Raw genomic sequence first — 16,394 nt, 5'->3', positions numbered from 1 at the left:
GTAGCTTCTTGGGCGCGATAAATCTCGCCCCTACACCGGAGGGTCTTGTGTGCCGCTCGTCCATTTTGTCCATTCGGCGCACGCGTAGCTTCTCGGGCGCGATAAATCTCGCCCCTACACCGGAGGGCCTTGTGCGCCTCTCGTCCATCGTGTCCATTCTGTCCATCCCCGTCCATCGTGTCCATTCTGTCCATCCGGTCCATCGTGTCCATTCTGTCCATCCCCGCTACCCCATGAATCCTCGGTGGTTTGAATTCCTGCGCCCTATAAGGCATAATCACTTTAGATTGACGGGCTTGCCGGAACAGGCGCCCGCGTTGCAGCGTTGGCGGCGGGGGCAGGTCATCTACAGGCACAAAGCCGTGCCGGCGCCGCACAACAAACAACACGCTTTTACCCTGCAAAACATGCCTTTAGCGATAGGGCAGCGCCGCGCTCACCCGTAGTTCCGGGCCATGGGCCGGCAGCCGAAGCCCGCCCCAACCAGAAGCACTTACTAAGGAGACCCTTCCATGAAAGCGGAACTCGATTGTTTAGAATGTATCGTGAGACAAGCCCTTCGCGCGGCACGGATGGCCGGCGATGATCCGGTCAAACAGCGGGAAGTCATTAACCGCGTTGTGGCGGAGATTCCGGGCATGTCCCTTGACGAGTCGCCCGCCGTCTTATCCCTAAACGCCTACCACTATGTCCACGATGTCTTCGGCATTGACGACGCCTACAAAGGGGTTAAGATCGAACAAAATAATATGATCCTTGCGCTGGAGCCCATGCTGAACGACCTTGTCGCGTCCAGTGATACGCCGCTCGTTACGGCGATTCGTCTGGCTGCGGCGGGCAACATCATTGATCTGGGCATCTTGAACAGCCATGAGATCGACCCGCGCGACGCCATCGACCAGGCCATGGCGGCTCCCCTCGCCCTGGAACATACGGACCGCTTTCTCCACGAGCTGAAAACATGCAAGTCACTCCTGTACCTGCTCGATAATGCGGGCGAAATCGTGTTCGATAAGGTGCTGATCCGTGAGCTGATCAAACACACGAAAGTGACCGCTGTTGTGAAGGCGGGCCCCATTATTAACGATGCCTGCCACGCAGACGCGGAACAGGTGGGTCTCACCGCACTGTGCGAAGTCATCGATAATGGCGGCGCTTATGTGGGTTCGCCGCTGAGCCTTGTGCCCGACTCTTTTCTTGAGATCATGAAAAACGCAGATATTATCCTGGCGAAAGGACAAGGAAATTACGAGACCGTCGATGATTTCGACGGCAACGTCTACCTCTTATTGAAAATGAAATGCGAGATTGTGGCACGGCACAGCGGTGTGCCCATGGGCGAAGCGGCTTTTATCTCAACGCGGGCACGACAAGAAAGGTCTTTGTAAAGACTGCGCTGCGAGCAGCCCTTAGCCGCGGCGGGCGCAGTCATTTGCTCTGCCCTTGCAATGCTTTCCATGCTGCCATGGACCGCTGCAGATGCACTTTGGCGTCGCCCTGAAGCCCCCAACACTGCAAGCCCACCGGCTTGTTGTATCCGAGCCTTTTTAAGGCGGCAAGCAAGGCGCCCACATCGAAGCTGCCGCTGCCGAGGGGCTGGAGCCAATCGCCGGGGCCCTTTGCGATGTCTTCGGCATGGTCTGCGCCATTGATGCTGACGGCGTGGAGCCACGGCATGGCTTCTTCCAAAAGGGCTTCCAAACCCGCCTCATTGTTCTCTTTCAGCCAGTGGCACAGATTAAACATGATCGCCACATTATCGCGATCGACGAGGCGCGCCATGTGGATGGCGTCATCAACCCGCTCCATCCAGAGGTCGGCATGGGGATAGAGCACGATTTCAGTGCCGGAGTCTTTGGCGAGGTCTGCCAGCTCACGGATAATTTTCACGCCCACTTCATCGCCGTCGCGGTCGGAAGGCGCCATGCCCTCCATGAGCGGGCAGATTTGCACCTGACGGCCCTTTAACAGGGGCAAGACTTCTTTTAATTGCGGACTGAAAGGCGTCTCCGTGTCCGCCATGTTGATGTGAATGGTGATTTGATAGAGCGTCAATCCCTGCGCATCTAGGGTGTCCAAACGTTCTTGGACATCATCGAGCCAGAGGTGTCCGACCCCTTGGAAGCCCAGGTCTTTAATCAGTTTCGCCTGCTCCTCCAGAGATCGATTCATGGAATCGTGGGTATCGAAACAATAGGCAAAAAAAGGCAGTGCTTCCGCTGTTTCCGCATAGGCGGCCGCGGTCCATAGGGCTGCGCTGAGGGCACAGGCTACACGCAATATTCTCATGGTAAAACTCCTATGCTTCGGAAAGGGGCATCAAGCGCGCCAAGGCCGTGTGTGCCGATTGACTTGTTTCAAGACCTTCTTGGCTATCTGCACATCTTCCTCAATTTCAAAATCGAACATACCGGCTAAAGAAAAATCAGCGCCGTTGTCGAAGACATATTGAAAGGCGTTTTCGGGCGGGATCGCCCCTGCCGCCATGACTTTGAAAGCGATCCACGGTTTATCCACTTGGCTCATGACGTCGATGACCGCCTGCGGATCTTGGCACCAATAGCCGGGCACTTCCGTATGGACTGCGCTCAGCTGATCGGGCCGCGGCGCGCTGGGATAGTTGTGGTGGTGGAAGGTTTTAATGTAGAAATCGGCAGGGACACCGTGCTCTTCACAACATTCGATGACGCGCAAATCGTGGGCGCCGACGCCGCTGGGCAAACCGAATTCATGACCGATGCCGACAGCCCGTTTCATGGCGTCCACGTTGCCTTCTGCGGTGAGCCGGTCGGCGGCTACGCCCCATAAATAGACGGCTTCCACGCCCATATCGACGATTTCTTTCACTTGTCGGCGATAGGCGGCGGCATCTTCATCCACCTGCAGGGTGGGACAGATAATCCATTGTATTTTGCCGCCCCGGTCGTGTCGATAGGTACGCAAGGTTTCCATGGCACGGGGTACAGTGTGGATGACCAGCGTGTTGACGCCGTGCTTTTCCGCCACCGCCATGGTCTCCATGATCTTCTCGTCCGTATTGTAGTGTTCGCACAAGGTGTAGACATATTTCAAGTCGCGGCTGTGCGTGAAGTGGGTGAGCAAATTGCCGCCGAGCAAAATGCGGCTGATAGAAAGATCGCCGATCTTTCCTTGGGGCAGCGCGCCCTCCGGTTCCAAGTCAATGGGCTTGGGCAGCTCCAATTCGTCGCGGGGCTGGCCATGGGCTTTATGGGCGCCTGCCAAGGTGCTGCCGGCGAGGGCTGCGCCCCATAAGGACTGTTTCACAAAATCGCGTCGGTTCGTGTCTTTATCCATCGCTCATCTCCCTGATTTATGCATGAAAAAACAACCGTCCAACTGCGTATCAGTATAGCATAAGCGCCTATGCCCTGTCTGTGGCCGGAGGAGAAGAAAAGAGCGCCTTTCTCTACCACGGGCGGCACGTTACGGGAAAAGAATGGGATCAGCGTTCGTTGCGCAGCCGATCACTGAGCAGGCTGTTTCTTTCGGCGATATCGGCGTTGTGCACGGCCATGGCAACAGCTTTGCCCGAACCGATGATGACGACCAGTTTTTTGCCCCGCGTGATGGCCGTGTACAAGACATTGCGTTGGAGCATCATATAATGCTGCGGGAGCAGGGTCAGCACCAGGGCGGGATATTCGCTGCCCTGCGCCTTGTGAACGGTGGTAGCGTAGGCCATGGCGAGATTATCGGTGGCGTCGAGGGGATACAATACGCGGCGCTCATCTTCAAAGCGCACTTCCATTTCGCCTGCCTCTTCGTCGAGGAGCGTGACCTCGCCCACATCGCCGTTATACACGTCAAGATCATAATTGTTCTTGGTTTGCATGACCTTATCGCCCACGCCGAAGCTGCGGTGCGGGATCCCTTTGCCGTCGGGGTTAATCGCTTGTTTCAAGGCGAGGTTGATGCTTTCCACGCCTGCGCCGCCCCGACGCATGGGCGCGAGCACTTGGATATCTCGGAGCGGGCTGAAGCCATAGCGTGCGGGCAGCCGCCGAGAGACCACTTCCACGATGGTTTCCAAGACGCGGGCGGGGTCTTGCCGTTCGATCAAAAAGAAATCTCGGTCGTTAAATTCGGGCATTTCGCCGAGATTGATGCGGTGGGCATTGCTAATGATGCCGCTTTCTGCGCCTTGTCGGAAGACCGTTTTAAGGCGGACGACGGGGATGACGCCGGAGGCGATGATGTCGAACAAGACATTGCCCGGCCCCACGGAAGGCAGCTGATCCACGTCGCCCACGAGTACCAGTCGTGTGCCCGGCTGCAAGGCGCGAAAAAGGGCGTGCGCCAACTGCACATCGAGCATGCTCGCTTCGTCGACAACCAGCATATCCGTCATCAAGGGGTTGTTTTCGCCGCGCTGAAAACTGCCCGTGGCGGCGTTGTATTCCAAGAGGCGATGAATGGTCAAGGCTTCTTTGCCGGTCGCCTCTTCCATACGTTTGGAGGCGCGTCCTGTCGGCGCGGCAAGTTGGTAGGCGATACCTTTCGCTTCCATGATCGCCAGCAGACTTTTGATGACCGTTGTCTTGCCTGTGTCGGGGCCGCCGGTGATGACCATGACCTTCGATTGTACGCCGACACGGATGGCTTCTCGCTGTTCGTCGGAGAGGGCGGAACCCACCCGTTGTTCGACCCAAGTCAGCGCTTTTTCTACCTGTATGGGCACATGATCCAAGGGGGCGCGGAGCAGTCCTTTAAGCTTGGCGGCACAGCCCACTTCGGCATGATAGAGAAGCGGCAGATACCAGGCGTCTTGGTCGCGGACGATTTCTCGGGTCTCTGTCATCTCCTGCAGGATTTCAGGGAAAGTGTCCGTCGGCAGTTTCAACAGCGCCGCCGTCTGCTGATTTAATTGGTCGATCTGCAAGTAGCTGTGACCGCTGTCGCCCGCTGTGTTGAGCGCGTGGAGGACGCCCGCCTTTATCCGCGCCGGCGCGTCAACGGCAATGCCCATTTCGCGGGCGATACGGTCTGCGGAGAGGAAGCCGATGCCTGTAATGTCCCGCGCCAGCTGATAGGGGTTGGCGCGCATGATGGCGGCGGCGCCTTCGCCGTAGTGCTTGTGAATGCGTACGGACAGTGCGGCGGAAATGCCGTGGCTTTGCAGGAAAATCATAATGGATTGGATGGAACGCTGCTCTTCCCAGGCTTTGCGGATCTGCTCGGCGCGCTTGCGGCCGATGCCCGGGACACGGCGCAGCCGCTCGGGATGTTCGTCGATCACTTGCAGCGTTTCCGTCTTGAAGGCGTCCACAAGGCGCTTGGCATAGACGGGGCCGATGCCGGGGATGAGCCCTGAGCCGAGGTACCGTTCGATACCGTCAACGGAGGTGGGCAAGATCACTTCCGCTGCGTCGGCGCGGAACTGGCGGCCGAAACGCCGATTCTCCACCCAGCGCCCTTTTAAGCGGACCGTCTCGCCCGGCGACACGGCCATGAGATTGCCGACAAAGGTCAGGAGCGCCTCGGAATCTTTGCCGCGCAGGCGCCCCACAAAAAAACCGTTCTCCGTGTTCTCATAGACAATGCGTTCGACAACCCCTTCCACGATTTCGGCGCCGGCACCGTCTGTGTAGGAAGCCGATTCTTCCGCAGCTTCCCGGCGCTCGAAATCTTCGGGTATGGAATCAAATACTTCCGAGTTACTCATACGCACCTCATGGCAGCGGTTCCCCGTCGAAACGGCGGAGACTGACGATGTCCATGGCGACCCGCGGGCTGAGCGTGGCAAGATGAAGCGCCGTCTCCGCCATATCCTCGGGCTGCATCCAGCCGCTTTTATCGCGATGGGGCATGGCATCTCTGGAGAAACGAGTGTCTACACCGCCGGGACATAGGGCGTGGACGGCGATAGAATAGGGACGCAGTTCCAAGGCGAGGCTCTTGGTCCAGCCGTTCAGCCCGTGTTTCGCCGCACAGTAGGCGGCTTGTTCGGGAAGGGCTTTCAAGCCCGTGACGCTGGACATGTTGATGATCCTGCCTTTGCGCCGCGCCATCATGTGGGGCACGAGGGCTTGGCAAAAGAGGAAGGCGCTCGTCAGATTGACTTGCAAGGAGCGCTGCCATTCCTCGAGGGTCAGGGTCCAGATGGGCTTAAAACAAGCGTAGCCCGCATTATTCACCAGGATGTCGATATGACCCAGCGCCGCGAGGGCGTGTTCTGCCGTGGCGTGGATCGATTCGGGAAGCGCCACATCACAGGGCAGCACGAGGGCTCGGCCGCCCGCAGCACGCACTTCTTCGGCTACGGCGTCCAGCTCGCTGCTGGTGCGCGCAGCCAAGGCTACATGGCAGCCTTCCCGCGCGAAAGCCAGCGCGATGGCACGGCCGATTCCCCTGCCGGCGCCGGTGATTAATGCGTTTTGTCCCGTTAATTTCATGGTACTTCCTAGGGGCTGTGCCCCGACACCCCCGGTCGGCGCGGTCATGCCTCAGCTGCGCTCATATTCTTCCGCCATGGTATACATGTCTTTTTGCAGGATGGCGGCGTCGCCGGAGTAGAGGGCATTGCTCAAGGGCACGGCATCTTTCTGGTTGCGCAGACGCGAAGGATCCTGCCCGTGTTCGCGGAGCACGTTGAGCACATCCAAAATCTTGATACTACGCGGGTCGTGCCGGGGCTGGTAGGTGACGGGCGTTGTCGCTGCGGCGGTCACCAATTGCCCTTCATGAAGCGCCTCCAGCGTTTCGCTGACAATGCGCGTGGGCACATTCCACAGCTCTGCCGCCTCCTGAGCCGTCGGATATAAAAGGCGGTGGCGATGGCGGTAGGCAAGCTCCATCATGAGACGAATGGCGAAAAATTCGCGGTACGCTTGGGGCGCGCCCTCGGCAAGACGTTCCATGGCAAAGGTCTTTTCGTTTTGATAGGCGAAAGAGACGAGCGAACCGGATAAAAGAATGATCCAACTAATATAAATGTACATTAACAGCAGCGGGAAAAGGGCGAAGGTAAAGAAGAAATTCGTGTAGCGAACGAGGCCCATCTGGAATTTTACGTAGGCCCAGGAGTTGAGCAGGAAGAGGAGGGAACCGACAATGCCGCCAAGGAGCGCATAGCGGAAATGAACCTTCGTGTTGGGGACAATGTAATAGATGAGCGTCAGCGCTAAGCAGAGGAACAGAAACTGCAGGAGCCGAACCGCGAAGGTGAAGCTGCCGAGCATCTCGGAGACATGGGGATTCTCCAGGGCGGCGTTCATGCCCATGATCGACGCGGCGACAAAGGGTAAAAAAAGCGTGATCATCATATAGTGGCTGATGACCAAAAACAGATTGCGCTGCCGCTTCACGCTCCAGATGCGGTTGAGCGTATATTCCACGTTGCGCATGAATACGAAAACAGTGGTTAGGATAAAGATAAGCCCCGATAGGCCGACGGTGCGGGGATTGTTGACGCCCGACTCGGCCAATGAAACAAATATCTTGACTGGGTTCGTGTAATCCGCAGCCTCCGTAATGGATTCGCCTTCTTTAAAGATGGGAAAGACCCAGCCGATGATTTGCTGTTTGAGCTGCTCATCGCTATTCGTTTTTCGCGGAGCGCCCACCGAAAGGACGGGCGTTGTCCCCTGATCAACGGGCGGCGGCAGCGGCTTGCTGTCTATATCCGAAACAAGGGCGCCATCGGGGGCGCACTCCCCCTGCTCCTCCTCATCCTCATCACCGTTATCGCCGTGACGTAAGGCGGAGACCGCTTTGTAGGTTTGATTGTCCATGCGCTGGTAAATCTGATCGCCAATGTTGAAGGTTTGGATGAGGAAAAACATGAGGGCGAGAAAAGGGACGATGAACAATAGGGTTGCGAAGGTGAGCGCCGAGGCGCGGAGCAGGATGGTCTCTTCCATCAGGCCGCGGGCAAGCAAAATAATAGCGCGGATTTGCTTGATAATCAGGCCGTTGGGCACCTCTTCGCCGGGCAGACCAATGCGCCAAATATCGTGGGCGACGAATTGCCGACCACGCTTGAAGGATTCTATCCAACGCCGAAAATTACTCAAAACCTTGTGTTTCATAAAGACCCTATGGAAGGCTTACGGAGAATGATTAAAACGAACCCTACCATTAAACACAATGAAGCCTGTAAAATACAAACGCGATGCCCCCACACCCGGAAATACCCGCCTTTTAGGGCGGCTACAAACTTGATTTAAACAAAATATACGTGCTATCATGGGCACATTCTAACACTTCATTCCGCGATAGCTCAGTCGGTAGAGCGGGTGGCTGTTAACCACTAGGTCGCAGGTTCGAGTCCTGCTCGCGGAGCCATCCAATTCCCGATGCCTTTGGCCTCGGTTTTAGTTTACGCGACGCCCCGGTCCAACACAGGCCGGGGCGTTGTCGTATCTGCCTGCCAATGCGCGACTTGCACCGCCCCCCTACCACTACTGTATTCTCATGTTATGAGACCGTTGCAAACCTGCAAGCGGAAGGAAACCGGCAGGTTCCCCACGCTCAGGCGAAAAACTCTCACGAAACATGAGAGTTTGCGCTTAACAACTTCGAGTTAGTAAACAGCGGGGTTGCCCACGGCCACCCCAACGGATACCGGACGTTAATTAATATGGATAAACTGTCAACCACAACCATCGATCAGGCGACGCTTGATGAGATCATCCGGCGCATTCTCGCCGTTGCCTCTCCCGAGAAAATCATCCTCTTTGGTTCCGCCGCCACCGGCACAATGACTGCGGACAGCGATATAGACTTGCTCGTTGTGGAGGCGAATCCGGGTGACCAGCGCAAAGAAAGTGTTCGAATCCATTCAACTCTTCGAGGACTCGGTTATCCTTTCGATATTATCGTGATCGGAAGCGAATGGTTTGAATCCAGCAAGAACGTCATCGGCGGCATCGCTTATCCGGTGAACAAGGAAGGACGCGTGCTTTATGCAGCCGCGTGAGATACGACGGTTTTGACCCTATATGCGATGGAAATCCTCTGATCTGGTGCGATTTTTTTGGATAATAACGCAGCCATTTGTTATTATCTGGCTACGTTTTTATCCAGAAAGAAATACTTATGACGTCGCCAAGGCACAAAGCGATCAAAATCATTACCGAAAACGGAGGGACGATCCGGACCGGAGAGGCGCTCGCGGGCGGCATTCACCCGCGCACGCTGTATGCGCTCCGGGACAACGGGACGCTGGAAATGGTCGTACGCGGGCTTTACCGCCTTGCCAGCCTTCCACCTGCGGGCGACCCCAACCTGGCACTTGTTGCCGGTCTATTCCACAGGGGGTAGCGATCCTGCTTGAAACGGCTGCTTGAGGTGGCGTCCGCTATCACCGCGTGTTGGGCATTTGTGAAGGAATCACGATGAAATCAGCATTTCCGCCTCAACGGTATCCGCATCTGCTTCAAAGTCCATTCCCTCTTCTTGCTCTGCGCCACTGTATGCAGCCTTACCCATTGCCTTTTCAATCAGAACCAGCAAACGCCTTTGGCGGTCGGACATGAATGCTTCGAAGTCATCGCTGCGCAATATTTTCGGGTCAATCAGGTGTGAGCGCAGATAGGCATCCAATCGGTCCCGCTCAATGCCTGGTGTCTGCTTGTCACCATTCTCCAGTTTGGCCAAATATTCAGATGGCGCAACGCCACCGATGATGCGATTTGTTCGAAATGAAAGCGGTGATTTGTTGATAATGGAATCGTATATCGCTGGTATAATGCTCTGCTTCTTGCACCAATCCTGCGGGAAGATATGGTGAATATCCACGTTCTCGCCAAAGAACACAGTGTGGTCGAACTTCTGCCCGGAACGGAAATCCTGCGCCCCTTCCTTCATTAGCAGTGCGTTCACCCCTTTATAGGCAGCAGATAACCTCATGCGCATCGTCTTTAGTCGGTCGGCGCGGAAGATGGTCTCGCTCACAGTGGTTGGCTCCGGTCCACCTTGCAGCCAGCGCGGTACTTCCATAAAATCCCGTGCAACGCGAGATTCCACAGCCGAACCGTATAACTCACCAAACACGCCATTCCAGTACCACTGCACCAGTTTGGCGCGATTGGCCTCGTGCTCCCAGGCATCCCCAATGTCAGCGATGATGGCGGCAAGCGGGACGATCTGCGATTGGTAAGGAAGATCGAAGATGCGGTAGATATGCAGCATGTGCAGGAATTTCGCTGCCTGCATGAAACCGTGCTCCACTTGTTTTTCGTATTGCTTATATGCGGTAAGCGGGAGGTTTAGTAATGCCTGTCGGTTGCCAATCACAGCCGGTAGTTCTTTGCCTGTCTTGCCTGCACGTTCTGCTGCACGACGGCGTTCTCGCGTATAGAACAGGGAGACCGCTTGAAGAAAATCGGTATTGCTGACGTTGGCGATTATGCCCGTTTCCGAATCCGCAGGGCGCAAGGTGTCCACAAAACGCCGATGGCGGCCCCTCTGGCCGTCATCGCCATACCAGTCCTTCCGCAGTTCGTGACCATCGGCGGCATACATTGCTGTCACGAGTTCGAAGGCATCCAGCGGCTTGCCGCCAGTATTCACCTTCTCGAATACCACGCAGACCGCCTCCTTTGAAGTGGACCGGTCGAGAGATATCACTGGCACGCGGTAGTACTTGAAGTTCTCCAGTACGTCGCGCTTGAACTTGCGAAAAGTCTCGCGAACGTGTTCGTTGGTGTCGCCTTTCCAGTGCAGATCGAAGCCATCCTGCCAGCGATCCCAGTCGAACACCTGTGTCAGCGGGTACATCAGCGCTGAATACTCGTTCTCGGATGTGGACAAGTTCAACACGACTCCGCGACCAAAATTTGCACGGATTACGCGATCTTCCGGCACTCCAACAATGGCCTCTTCGCGGTCGGAATTCACATCCAGTGCCTTGCTTATGTCGATGTAGAACCAGCGTTTAACTTTCTTGTTCTTGGGCGTGACGGTCTCGACTACCTTACCGCGCAGCGTTACTTGATACAGCGATGTCATGCGCTGCTGTCCATCGAGTAGCAGCGAATAGGGCGAGATATTCTTAGCCTCGTCCGGCGCTCCTTCAACGGGACGCGGTTTAAAATTAACATCACCACCCGTATCCAGCGTCATCAATGCGCCCACTGGAAAAGCGCGTGAAATTGATGCGATCAGGCTCTTGATTCGCTCTTCGTCCCACACCCAGCTACGTTGAAAATCCGGCAACTGAAGAATGCCGCTTCGGCAATCGTCCAGAAGTTTGTAGAGATCATAAGGATTGGTTTGGAAGGTTGAGCCGGCCATTTGAGATTATTCCTTTGGGTTCGCTCTCTTGGGCTTTCTCGGTCCCGATGTCATCGCACCTCAAGTCTTGGTCATGTTCGCGCAACGCCTCTTGTCGGGCTTGTCGGGGCCTGTATCGCACTTGTTGAGACTTGCACTCGCGTGGTCCCGATTCGCTTGGTCCGGGGGCTGCCTCGATCAGTAACAGGAGGAACCTGATGTGAATCATACCCCAAGTACTGTTCGAGGATCAATTGATAGGGTTTACTATTCCAGTCCAACATTTTGCGCAGGGCGGATGCGGGTTTATGGCGGAGACTGGGTTTCGTTCGCGGGAAATGCATTTGCCATTGCAGTCAATACAATTTACTTTTCTGGGTTTTAGTTTACACGACGCCCCGGTCCAACACAGGCCGGGGCGTTGTCGTATCTGCCTGCCAATGCGCGACTTGCACCGCCCCCCTGTCTCTACTGTATTCTCATGTTATGAGACCGTTGCAAACCTGCAACCGGAAGGAAACCGGCAGGTTCCCGGCGCTCAGGCGAAAAACTCTCACGAAACATGAGAGTCTGCGCTTAACAACTTCGAGTTAGTAAACAGCGAGGTTGGACACGAGAAACCCAACAAAAACCGAGTGTTAACCAACATGGACGAAACGTCGGTATAACCATCGACCAGGCGACGCCGGACGAGATAACCGAGGAAAAAGCCGCATGAACGCACTTGGCTCAGGACTCACCAAGGAAAGGGGTACGCCCTTCCCCTATGTCGCCCTCCGTCGCCGCTCATGGCTGAGCAACGGACGGCTCCGACGAGAAAGGGCTTTGGTCCCGCCCAAAAACACAAGCACCCAAACTGCAGAAGGAGGCCCCAAACCAAGAGTGCGCAACTTGACACACGCTACCGATGCAGATCGCGCAGTGGGAGAAGCAACTCGTGGAAAACGCGCCGCTGTGCTTCGAGCGCGGCCGCAATGGAGGTGTGGTGGACCCCGAAGCCCTCACGGCACCCCTGTACCAGGAAATCGGCCGGCTTAAGATGCGGGGTAGGCTCACAGCACAAAGAGCCGAAGCAGTCAGTGAACATCAACTGCGCGAGACGTCGGACCCGCTCTTTGAAACCGCCACCGAGTATCGCGAGGAAAAGTCAAGATGTGATTTTCCTCACTTTGAAATTTCTCGAGAACGTCCATTTCGAGGTCATACCAAGGTCATCGCTTTCACTTTCGACACAAGCCAGAATTGTATCTCCCTCTTCTATATGCTGGGCCGCCATATAAGCGATATCGCTTTCCTGGAGATCAACATACAAAGCACCTTTGCCTACTATATCCTTGAGAGTTGCCTCTTGAGGGATGATATCCAAATCGATCTCGTCTATCACAAAAAGGGATATAACTGAGCTCTTTGTCTTCGAACTCGTCAAGGACAAATCTATGCCGAATGCAGCCGCGAAGATGTTTCGCAAACGATTTCTCACATCATTCCCACCTTTAACTGCCGAATCGCTCACGTTAATACTCGCGTCAACCAAGGCTTCCAGCACGTCGGAAAGCTTGGCGAGGTCGACCGTCTTGTAATCGATTGCACCCACTATCAAGGCGTAAAGCATTTTCAGAGTATTAATCGCCTCCAAAGCATCTGTTCTCAAATCAGCATCTGCTTTGGCCTTGAAACAATTGTTAAAATGGAGGCAATCGTTTCGTAATCTTCTGATCACGTGAAATTTGTCGCTTAGTTCCGCTGTAATAAGACCATCATCCTGAAGCTTGTCTATGCGATCCTTTTGTCTAAGCTTGTCGTAAGATTTGCCGCTGTTCGCGGCAATAAAACGGCACAAGTCTTCAGCACAGACACCAATGAGAGCAATCGCACTTTGATATGCGCCAACCGAATAGGTGAATTCCGCTTCCTTCAGGAGTCGCACAAACTCCCCTGTCTGCTCGACAACCCCAATGTCATCGATTTCCCAAAGTCGAGTTATAATCTCGTCCAGACTCTCAGCAAACCACTGGGAGTAGAGACATTTCGTAAACTCTTTATCCCTATCCCGCCAGGTTGCACTGTCGCTCGCCGACATTCCAAGATTCTCATAGTCACACTTTCGTGCATCAATGTACATGGTCTCTCTCCACTTCGATAGCCCCAATGTTTACTGGGCGTTATGGCTAATGCAAGTATATTCCAATTAGAGATCAGTTTTCACATCCAGAACGACCGCACAGGGACAGGCCATTACTCACGGCATATTCAAAACACACTCGTGTACGTCAAGATTCTCAACATCCGCCGCTGCTCGGTCCAATCATGTTCCACTGTCAGTGGGCGTATGTCGGCGTACTTGAGCTCATCGCGCGCATCTTCGGTATAGGGCAGGAAGAGGAGGTTTTCCTGGATGTCAGGCGCGAGGAGACGGAGGTTCATGATCTGGGTGATACGGGCGCGGCTGACGTGACCGAGGCGGGCGAGGTCGGCCATGTCGGTGACTTCGCCGCTGGCGAGCAACACCTCGAAGTGAATAGCGAGCGCCATAAGCCGGGATAACCGCGGCACACGGCCGGGTTTACTATCCTCGGTTCCGGGGGACGCATTGCCCTTAAGCAGGCGTTTTCTTCCGTGTTGGAAACGTTCAATGTGAACCGGAAACTCAACTGTCATTCCGCTCATTATCGCTCTCCTCTATGGTGGTGTCGCATTCACGGGCCAACGCATGAATGCCATTGGGCTGAAAGGTTAAGGCAATCTTGCCTGCTTCGCCATAGTAGCCAAGACGCTCGACAACTAAATTCATTACACGGCATTGTTCGCGCGACCTGAGGTGGTCCCAGACCGGATTGAATAACGACAGGGCTGCGGACATTTCTTGTTCCGTGACGAGTTCGCTGGACACTGCAACAACTTCCTCGCGCAGTTCCGTACTCCGGCGACGGATCTGTTCGATTTGGTCCTGCACGTCCGCAAGTTGCCGTGTCTCTGCACCGGACATCTCCCCTACATCCGCCATTATTTTTACCAGTTCTCGTTCCTGCCCGGATAGGCTGTGCAACTCGCGTCGGAGCACATCCTGCTCGCGTTGCAATTCATGGAGCCGTTCTTCATTCTCCGCACGCGCGCTGGCCACGGCTTCAGCCACGAGCGCATCATCGTTGCCGATATGCCGGATCTGCTCAACCACGAACTCCTCTATATCATGGGCGGGGACCGACCGTGTCGGACAGGTCTCCCATCCGTATTTTTGCGCATGAGAACAGACGTAATAGCGGTAGCGCCGGTTGCCGCGCGATGTGTACGCGTGAACCATGGCAGCGTTGCAGGATTCACAGACAAGCAGCCCCTACAGCAGCGCGCCGTATTTATTTCGCACACGTGCACCGCCGTCGGTGCCGTTTTGCTTGAGCAGGGTCTGTACGCAGTTCCAGATGTCTTCTGAGACCAGTGCCGGCTGCTGACCGTCATAGATGGTACCCTTGTAGTTGACCTTGCCAATGTAAATAACGTTCGTGAGCAGTTTAAAAAGGTTCGTTTTGTTGAAATCACGGCCGCCATGTTCCTTTCTCCGCTTGCTTGTCCAGTGTTTGGTGGTGTATCCGCGCCGGTTGAGTTCCTGGGCCGTGCGCACGAGCCCTTGATGCTCCAGGTAGCAGGCGAAGATGTCGCGCACCTGCTCGGCTTCCGTCTCATTGACGAGTATGCGCCCGCCAGCAGGATCGATGTCGTAACCCAGTACTGGACTGCCGCCTACCCAACGGCCCTTCTTGCGTGCGGCGGACATCTTGTCACGGGTACGCTCAGCAATGATCTCCCGTTCGAACTGGGCGAAGGAAAGCAGGATTTTGAGCGTCAGGCGACCCATCGAATGGGTCGTATTGAACTGCTGCGTTACTGAAACGAACTTGGCGTTGTTCTTTTCCAACGTCTCCATAATGCGAGCAAAGTCCACTAAGGAGCGGCTGAGGCGGTCCACCTTATATACCACGATACAGTCGACCTTGTCCTTTTCAACATCATCGAGCAAACGCTTCAGTGCGGGCCGTTCCATATTGCCGCCTGTGAAACCACCGTCATCATATAGGTCTGGAAGGGCAATTCATCCTTCGTGGCGTTGGCTGGCGATGTACGCTTCCGCGGATTCGCGCTGGGCATCCAGCGTGTTGAATTCCTGGTCAAGACCTTCGTCGGTAGACTTGCGCGTATAGATGGCGCAGCGAATACGTTGGGGAGTATTGGGTTCAGTAGATCGAGTCTGTTTGGGCACGCTAATCTCCTATTATCGCTTCAGTCCGAAGAAGTCAAAACCATTCCAGTTCGTGCCCGTGACTTCACGTGCAATGGCTGATAAGGACTTGTAAGTTTTACCATTGCAGCGAAATCCTTGCTTGATAACACGCACCTCGATATCCGTGCCCTTGTAGTTTCGCCTCAGGATTCCACCTAACGCAGGAAGCCGATTGTCCCGAGGGGTGAAAGGGTGCCTAAAGGTGCGTTCCGGCTCTGCGGGTCGAGGTGGGTCGAACGTGCCGCGCGGCGCCCGCACGCGCAGGTCGGCTTCGTTAGCAAGTTCCGCAGCACGCAGACGCGCTCTTTCGGAGATATCCCCCTCCACGAGCACTTGTTTGCGCCAAGCGATGCGCTTTACAAGATAGACCTTGTTGTTGGCCTTGGTCCCTTCGCCAGTCAACCGCAGGAATTCTCGTTGCAGTTGCCCTACGGTCATATCATTGAGCCGTGCGACCTCTTCCTGGATGTTCAGCGTCATTACATTTTCCTTTCCGGCTCTCAGCCGTGGTTAATTACTGTCGCAATGAACGCTTGGTTGGGCGGGCGAAATCAAGTCATTCTGAGAGGAAAGATGCAACTGCGCCTCCGAAGCCAAAGATGTGCCCTCTGTAGCGCAGCGGCGGATAATCTCGTTGTAGTCCACGCGCTTGCGAAAGCGCAGAAAACCCTTCGCCAACAGACTGGCAAGTTCGCGGCGACGAGCCTCCATAGTCATTTCTTGTGGTTCTTCGATTCCAATCATTTTCTGCTGCTCCCAGATGGTTTCCACATGGGCCGCCAGTCAGCCCATGCTGTTTACTTACCGAGAAGCAAGCAAATATGTCCGAACCGTGAACCCGCCAGTCAATCTGTTGTACGTGGGAAATGCGAATTGACATTTG

15 protein-coding genes, 1 tRNA gene and 1 pseudogene are annotated in these 16,394 nt (G+C 55.3%); 6 read left to right on the top strand and 11 right to left on the bottom strand.

Going from position 1 to position 16,394, the window contains the following annotated elements; all coding sequences use genetic code 11:
• Positions 1 to 446 (top strand): hypothetical protein (locus tag GX117_03720; protein NLO32452.1); only part of this gene is annotated, 446 nt, incomplete at its 5' end.
• A gap of 66 nt (positions 447 to 512) precedes the next feature.
• Entirely contained in the window at positions 513 to 1,388 is an 876-nt protein-coding gene (locus GX117_03715; protein NLO32451.1) for a DUF89 family protein, read from the top strand.
• A gap of 40 nt (positions 1,389 to 1,428) precedes the next feature.
• On the opposite strand, the gene GX117_03710 is transcribed toward GX117_03715, so the two are convergent.
• The 5 genes from GX117_03710 to GX117_03690 all read right to left on the bottom strand — a co-directional run bounded on the left by GX117_03710 (position 1,429) and on the right by GX117_03690 (position 8,048).
• Positions 1,429 to 2,289 carry a TIM barrel protein gene (locus GX117_03710; protein ID NLO32450.1) on the bottom strand — a complete coding sequence of 287 codons (861 nt, stop codon included), beginning with the start codon at positions 2,287 to 2,289 and terminating at the stop codon, positions 1,429 to 1,431.
• A gap of 30 nt (positions 2,290 to 2,319) precedes the next feature.
• Complete coding sequence (locus GX117_03705; GenBank protein ID NLO32449.1) at positions 2,320 to 3,315, bottom strand: hypothetical protein; 996 nt, start codon at positions 3,313 to 3,315, stop codon at positions 2,320 to 2,322.
• A gap of 148 nt (positions 3,316 to 3,463) precedes the next feature.
• Positions 3,464 to 5,683: an ATP-dependent RecD-like DNA helicase gene (locus GX117_03700; GenBank protein ID NLO32448.1), complete on the bottom strand. Its 2,220-nt coding sequence runs from the start codon at positions 5,681 to 5,683 to the stop codon at positions 3,464 to 3,466.
• 7 nt (positions 5,684 to 5,690) lie between these two features.
• A complete protein-coding gene (locus tag GX117_03695; GenBank protein NLO32447.1) occupies positions 5,691 to 6,461 on the bottom strand; it encodes an SDR family oxidoreductase in 771 nt (256 codons plus the stop codon).
• 3 nt (positions 6,462 to 6,464) lie between these two features.
• The gene (locus tag GX117_03690) at positions 6,465 to 8,048 is read right to left on the bottom strand and encodes a YihY/virulence factor BrkB family protein (GenBank protein ID NLO32446.1); all 1,584 of its coding nucleotides are present in this window, start codon (positions 8,046 to 8,048) and stop codon (positions 6,465 to 6,467) included.
• Positions 8,049 to 8,228: 180 nt separating this feature from the next.
• On the opposite strand from GX117_03690, the gene GX117_03685 reads away from it, so the two are divergent.
• The 3 genes from GX117_03685 to GX117_03675 all read left to right on the top strand — a co-directional run bounded on the left by GX117_03685 (position 8,229) and on the right by GX117_03675 (position 9,282).
• Positions 8,229 to 8,304, top strand: a tRNA-Asn gene (locus GX117_03685).
• Positions 8,305 to 8,599: 295 nt separating this feature from the next.
• Positions 8,600 to 8,938: a nucleotidyltransferase domain-containing protein gene (locus GX117_03680; GenBank protein ID NLO32445.1), complete on the top strand. Its 339-nt coding sequence runs from the start codon at positions 8,600 to 8,602 to the stop codon at positions 8,936 to 8,938.
• Between the two features lie 119 nt (positions 8,939 to 9,057).
• Positions 9,058 to 9,282 carry a type IV toxin-antitoxin system AbiEi family antitoxin domain-containing protein gene (locus GX117_03675; protein ID NLO32444.1) on the top strand — a complete coding sequence of 75 codons (225 nt, stop codon included), beginning with the start codon at positions 9,058 to 9,060 and terminating at the stop codon, positions 9,280 to 9,282.
• Between the two features lie 69 nt (positions 9,283 to 9,351).
• On the opposite strand, the gene GX117_03670 is transcribed toward GX117_03675, so the two are convergent.
• A complete protein-coding gene (locus GX117_03670) occupies positions 9,352 to 11,256 on the bottom strand; it encodes a DUF262 domain-containing protein (GenBank protein NLO32443.1) in 1,905 nt (634 codons plus the stop codon).
• Positions 11,257 to 11,949: 693 nt separating this feature from the next.
• Between GX117_03670 and GX117_03665 the strand changes: the two genes are divergently transcribed.
• On the top strand, positions 11,950 to 12,273 hold the full coding sequence (locus GX117_03665) for a hypothetical protein (GenBank protein NLO32442.1): 324 nt from the start codon (positions 11,950 to 11,952) through the stop codon (positions 12,271 to 12,273).
• A 109-nt stretch (positions 12,274 to 12,382) separates the two neighbouring features.
• Here GX117_03665 and GX117_03660 read toward each other — a convergent pair whose 3' ends face one another.
• From GX117_03660 to GX117_03640, 5 genes and pseudogenes are all read right to left on the bottom strand, one after another.
• Complete coding sequence (locus GX117_03660; protein NLO32441.1) at positions 12,383 to 13,357, bottom strand: DUF4145 domain-containing protein; 975 nt, start codon at positions 13,355 to 13,357, stop codon at positions 12,383 to 12,385.
• 128 nt (positions 13,358 to 13,485) lie between these two features.
• Positions 13,486 to 13,902 (bottom strand): hypothetical protein, encoded by a 417-nt coding sequence (locus tag GX117_03655; protein ID NLO32440.1) that lies wholly within the window; start codon positions 13,900 to 13,902, stop codon positions 13,486 to 13,488.
• Positions 13,883 to 15,490: pseudogene (locus GX117_03650) on the bottom strand (recombinase family protein). Before GX117_03650 ends, GX117_03655 begins: the two are co-directional and overlap by 20 nt.
• 12 nt (positions 15,491 to 15,502) lie before the next feature.
• Positions 15,503 to 15,991 (bottom strand): DUF2924 domain-containing protein, encoded by a 489-nt coding sequence (locus GX117_03645; GenBank protein NLO32439.1) that lies wholly within the window; start codon positions 15,989 to 15,991, stop codon positions 15,503 to 15,505.
• A 30-nt stretch (positions 15,992 to 16,021) separates the two neighbouring features.
• Complete coding sequence (locus GX117_03640; protein ID NLO32438.1) at positions 16,022 to 16,282, bottom strand: hypothetical protein; 261 nt, start codon at positions 16,280 to 16,282, stop codon at positions 16,022 to 16,024.
• Positions 16,283 to 16,394: the final 112 nt, after the last annotated feature.

The sequence above is a fragment of the Candidatus Hydrogenedentota bacterium genome (assembly GCA_012523015.1).
Lineage (GTDB): Bacteria > Hydrogenedentota > Hydrogenedentia > Hydrogenedentales > CAITNO01 > JAAYBJ01.
The sequence above is the reverse complement of the archived record's forward strand: the minus strand, read 5'-3'. Positions and strand labels throughout refer to the sequence as shown.

Bases quoted from the DNA above. Each gene is read 5' to 3' on its own strand.
- GX117_03715 (NLO32451.1), top strand. From the start codon at position 513: ATGAAAGCGGAACTCGATTGTTTAGAATGTATCGTGAGACAAGCCCTT.
- GX117_03710 (NLO32450.1), bottom strand. From the start codon at position 2,289: ATGAGAATATTGCGTGTAGCCTGTGCCCTCAGCGCAGCCCTATGGACC.
- GX117_03705 (NLO32449.1), bottom strand. From the start codon at position 3,315: ATGGATAAAGACACGAACCGACGCGATTTTGTGAAACAGTCCTTATGG.
- GX117_03700 (NLO32448.1), bottom strand. From the start codon at position 5,683: ATGAGTAACTCGGAAGTATTTGATTCCATACCCGAAGATTTCGAGCGC.
- GX117_03695 (NLO32447.1), bottom strand. From the start codon at position 6,461: ATGACCGCGCCGACCGGGGGTGTCGGGGCACAGCCCCTAGGAAGTACC.
- GX117_03690 (NLO32446.1), bottom strand. From the start codon at position 8,048: ATGAAACACAAGGTTTTGAGTAATTTTCGGCGTTGGATAGAATCCTTC.
- GX117_03680 (NLO32445.1), top strand. From the start codon at position 8,600: ATGGATAAACTGTCAACCACAACCATCGATCAGGCGACGCTTGATGAG.
- GX117_03675 (NLO32444.1), top strand. From the start codon at position 9,058: ATGACGTCGCCAAGGCACAAAGCGATCAAAATCATTACCGAAAACGGA.
- GX117_03670 (NLO32443.1), bottom strand. From the start codon at position 11,256: ATGGCCGGCTCAACCTTCCAAACCAATCCTTATGATCTCTACAAACTT.
- GX117_03665 (NLO32442.1), top strand. From the start codon at position 11,950: ATGAACGCACTTGGCTCAGGACTCACCAAGGAAAGGGGTACGCCCTTC.
- GX117_03660 (NLO32441.1), bottom strand. From the start codon at position 13,357: ATGTACATTGATGCACGAAAGTGTGACTATGAGAATCTTGGAATGTCG.
- GX117_03655 (NLO32440.1), bottom strand. From the start codon at position 13,902: ATGAGCGGAATGACAGTTGAGTTTCCGGTTCACATTGAACGTTTCCAA.
- GX117_03645 (NLO32439.1), bottom strand. From the start codon at position 15,991: ATGACGCTGAACATCCAGGAAGAGGTCGCACGGCTCAATGATATGACC.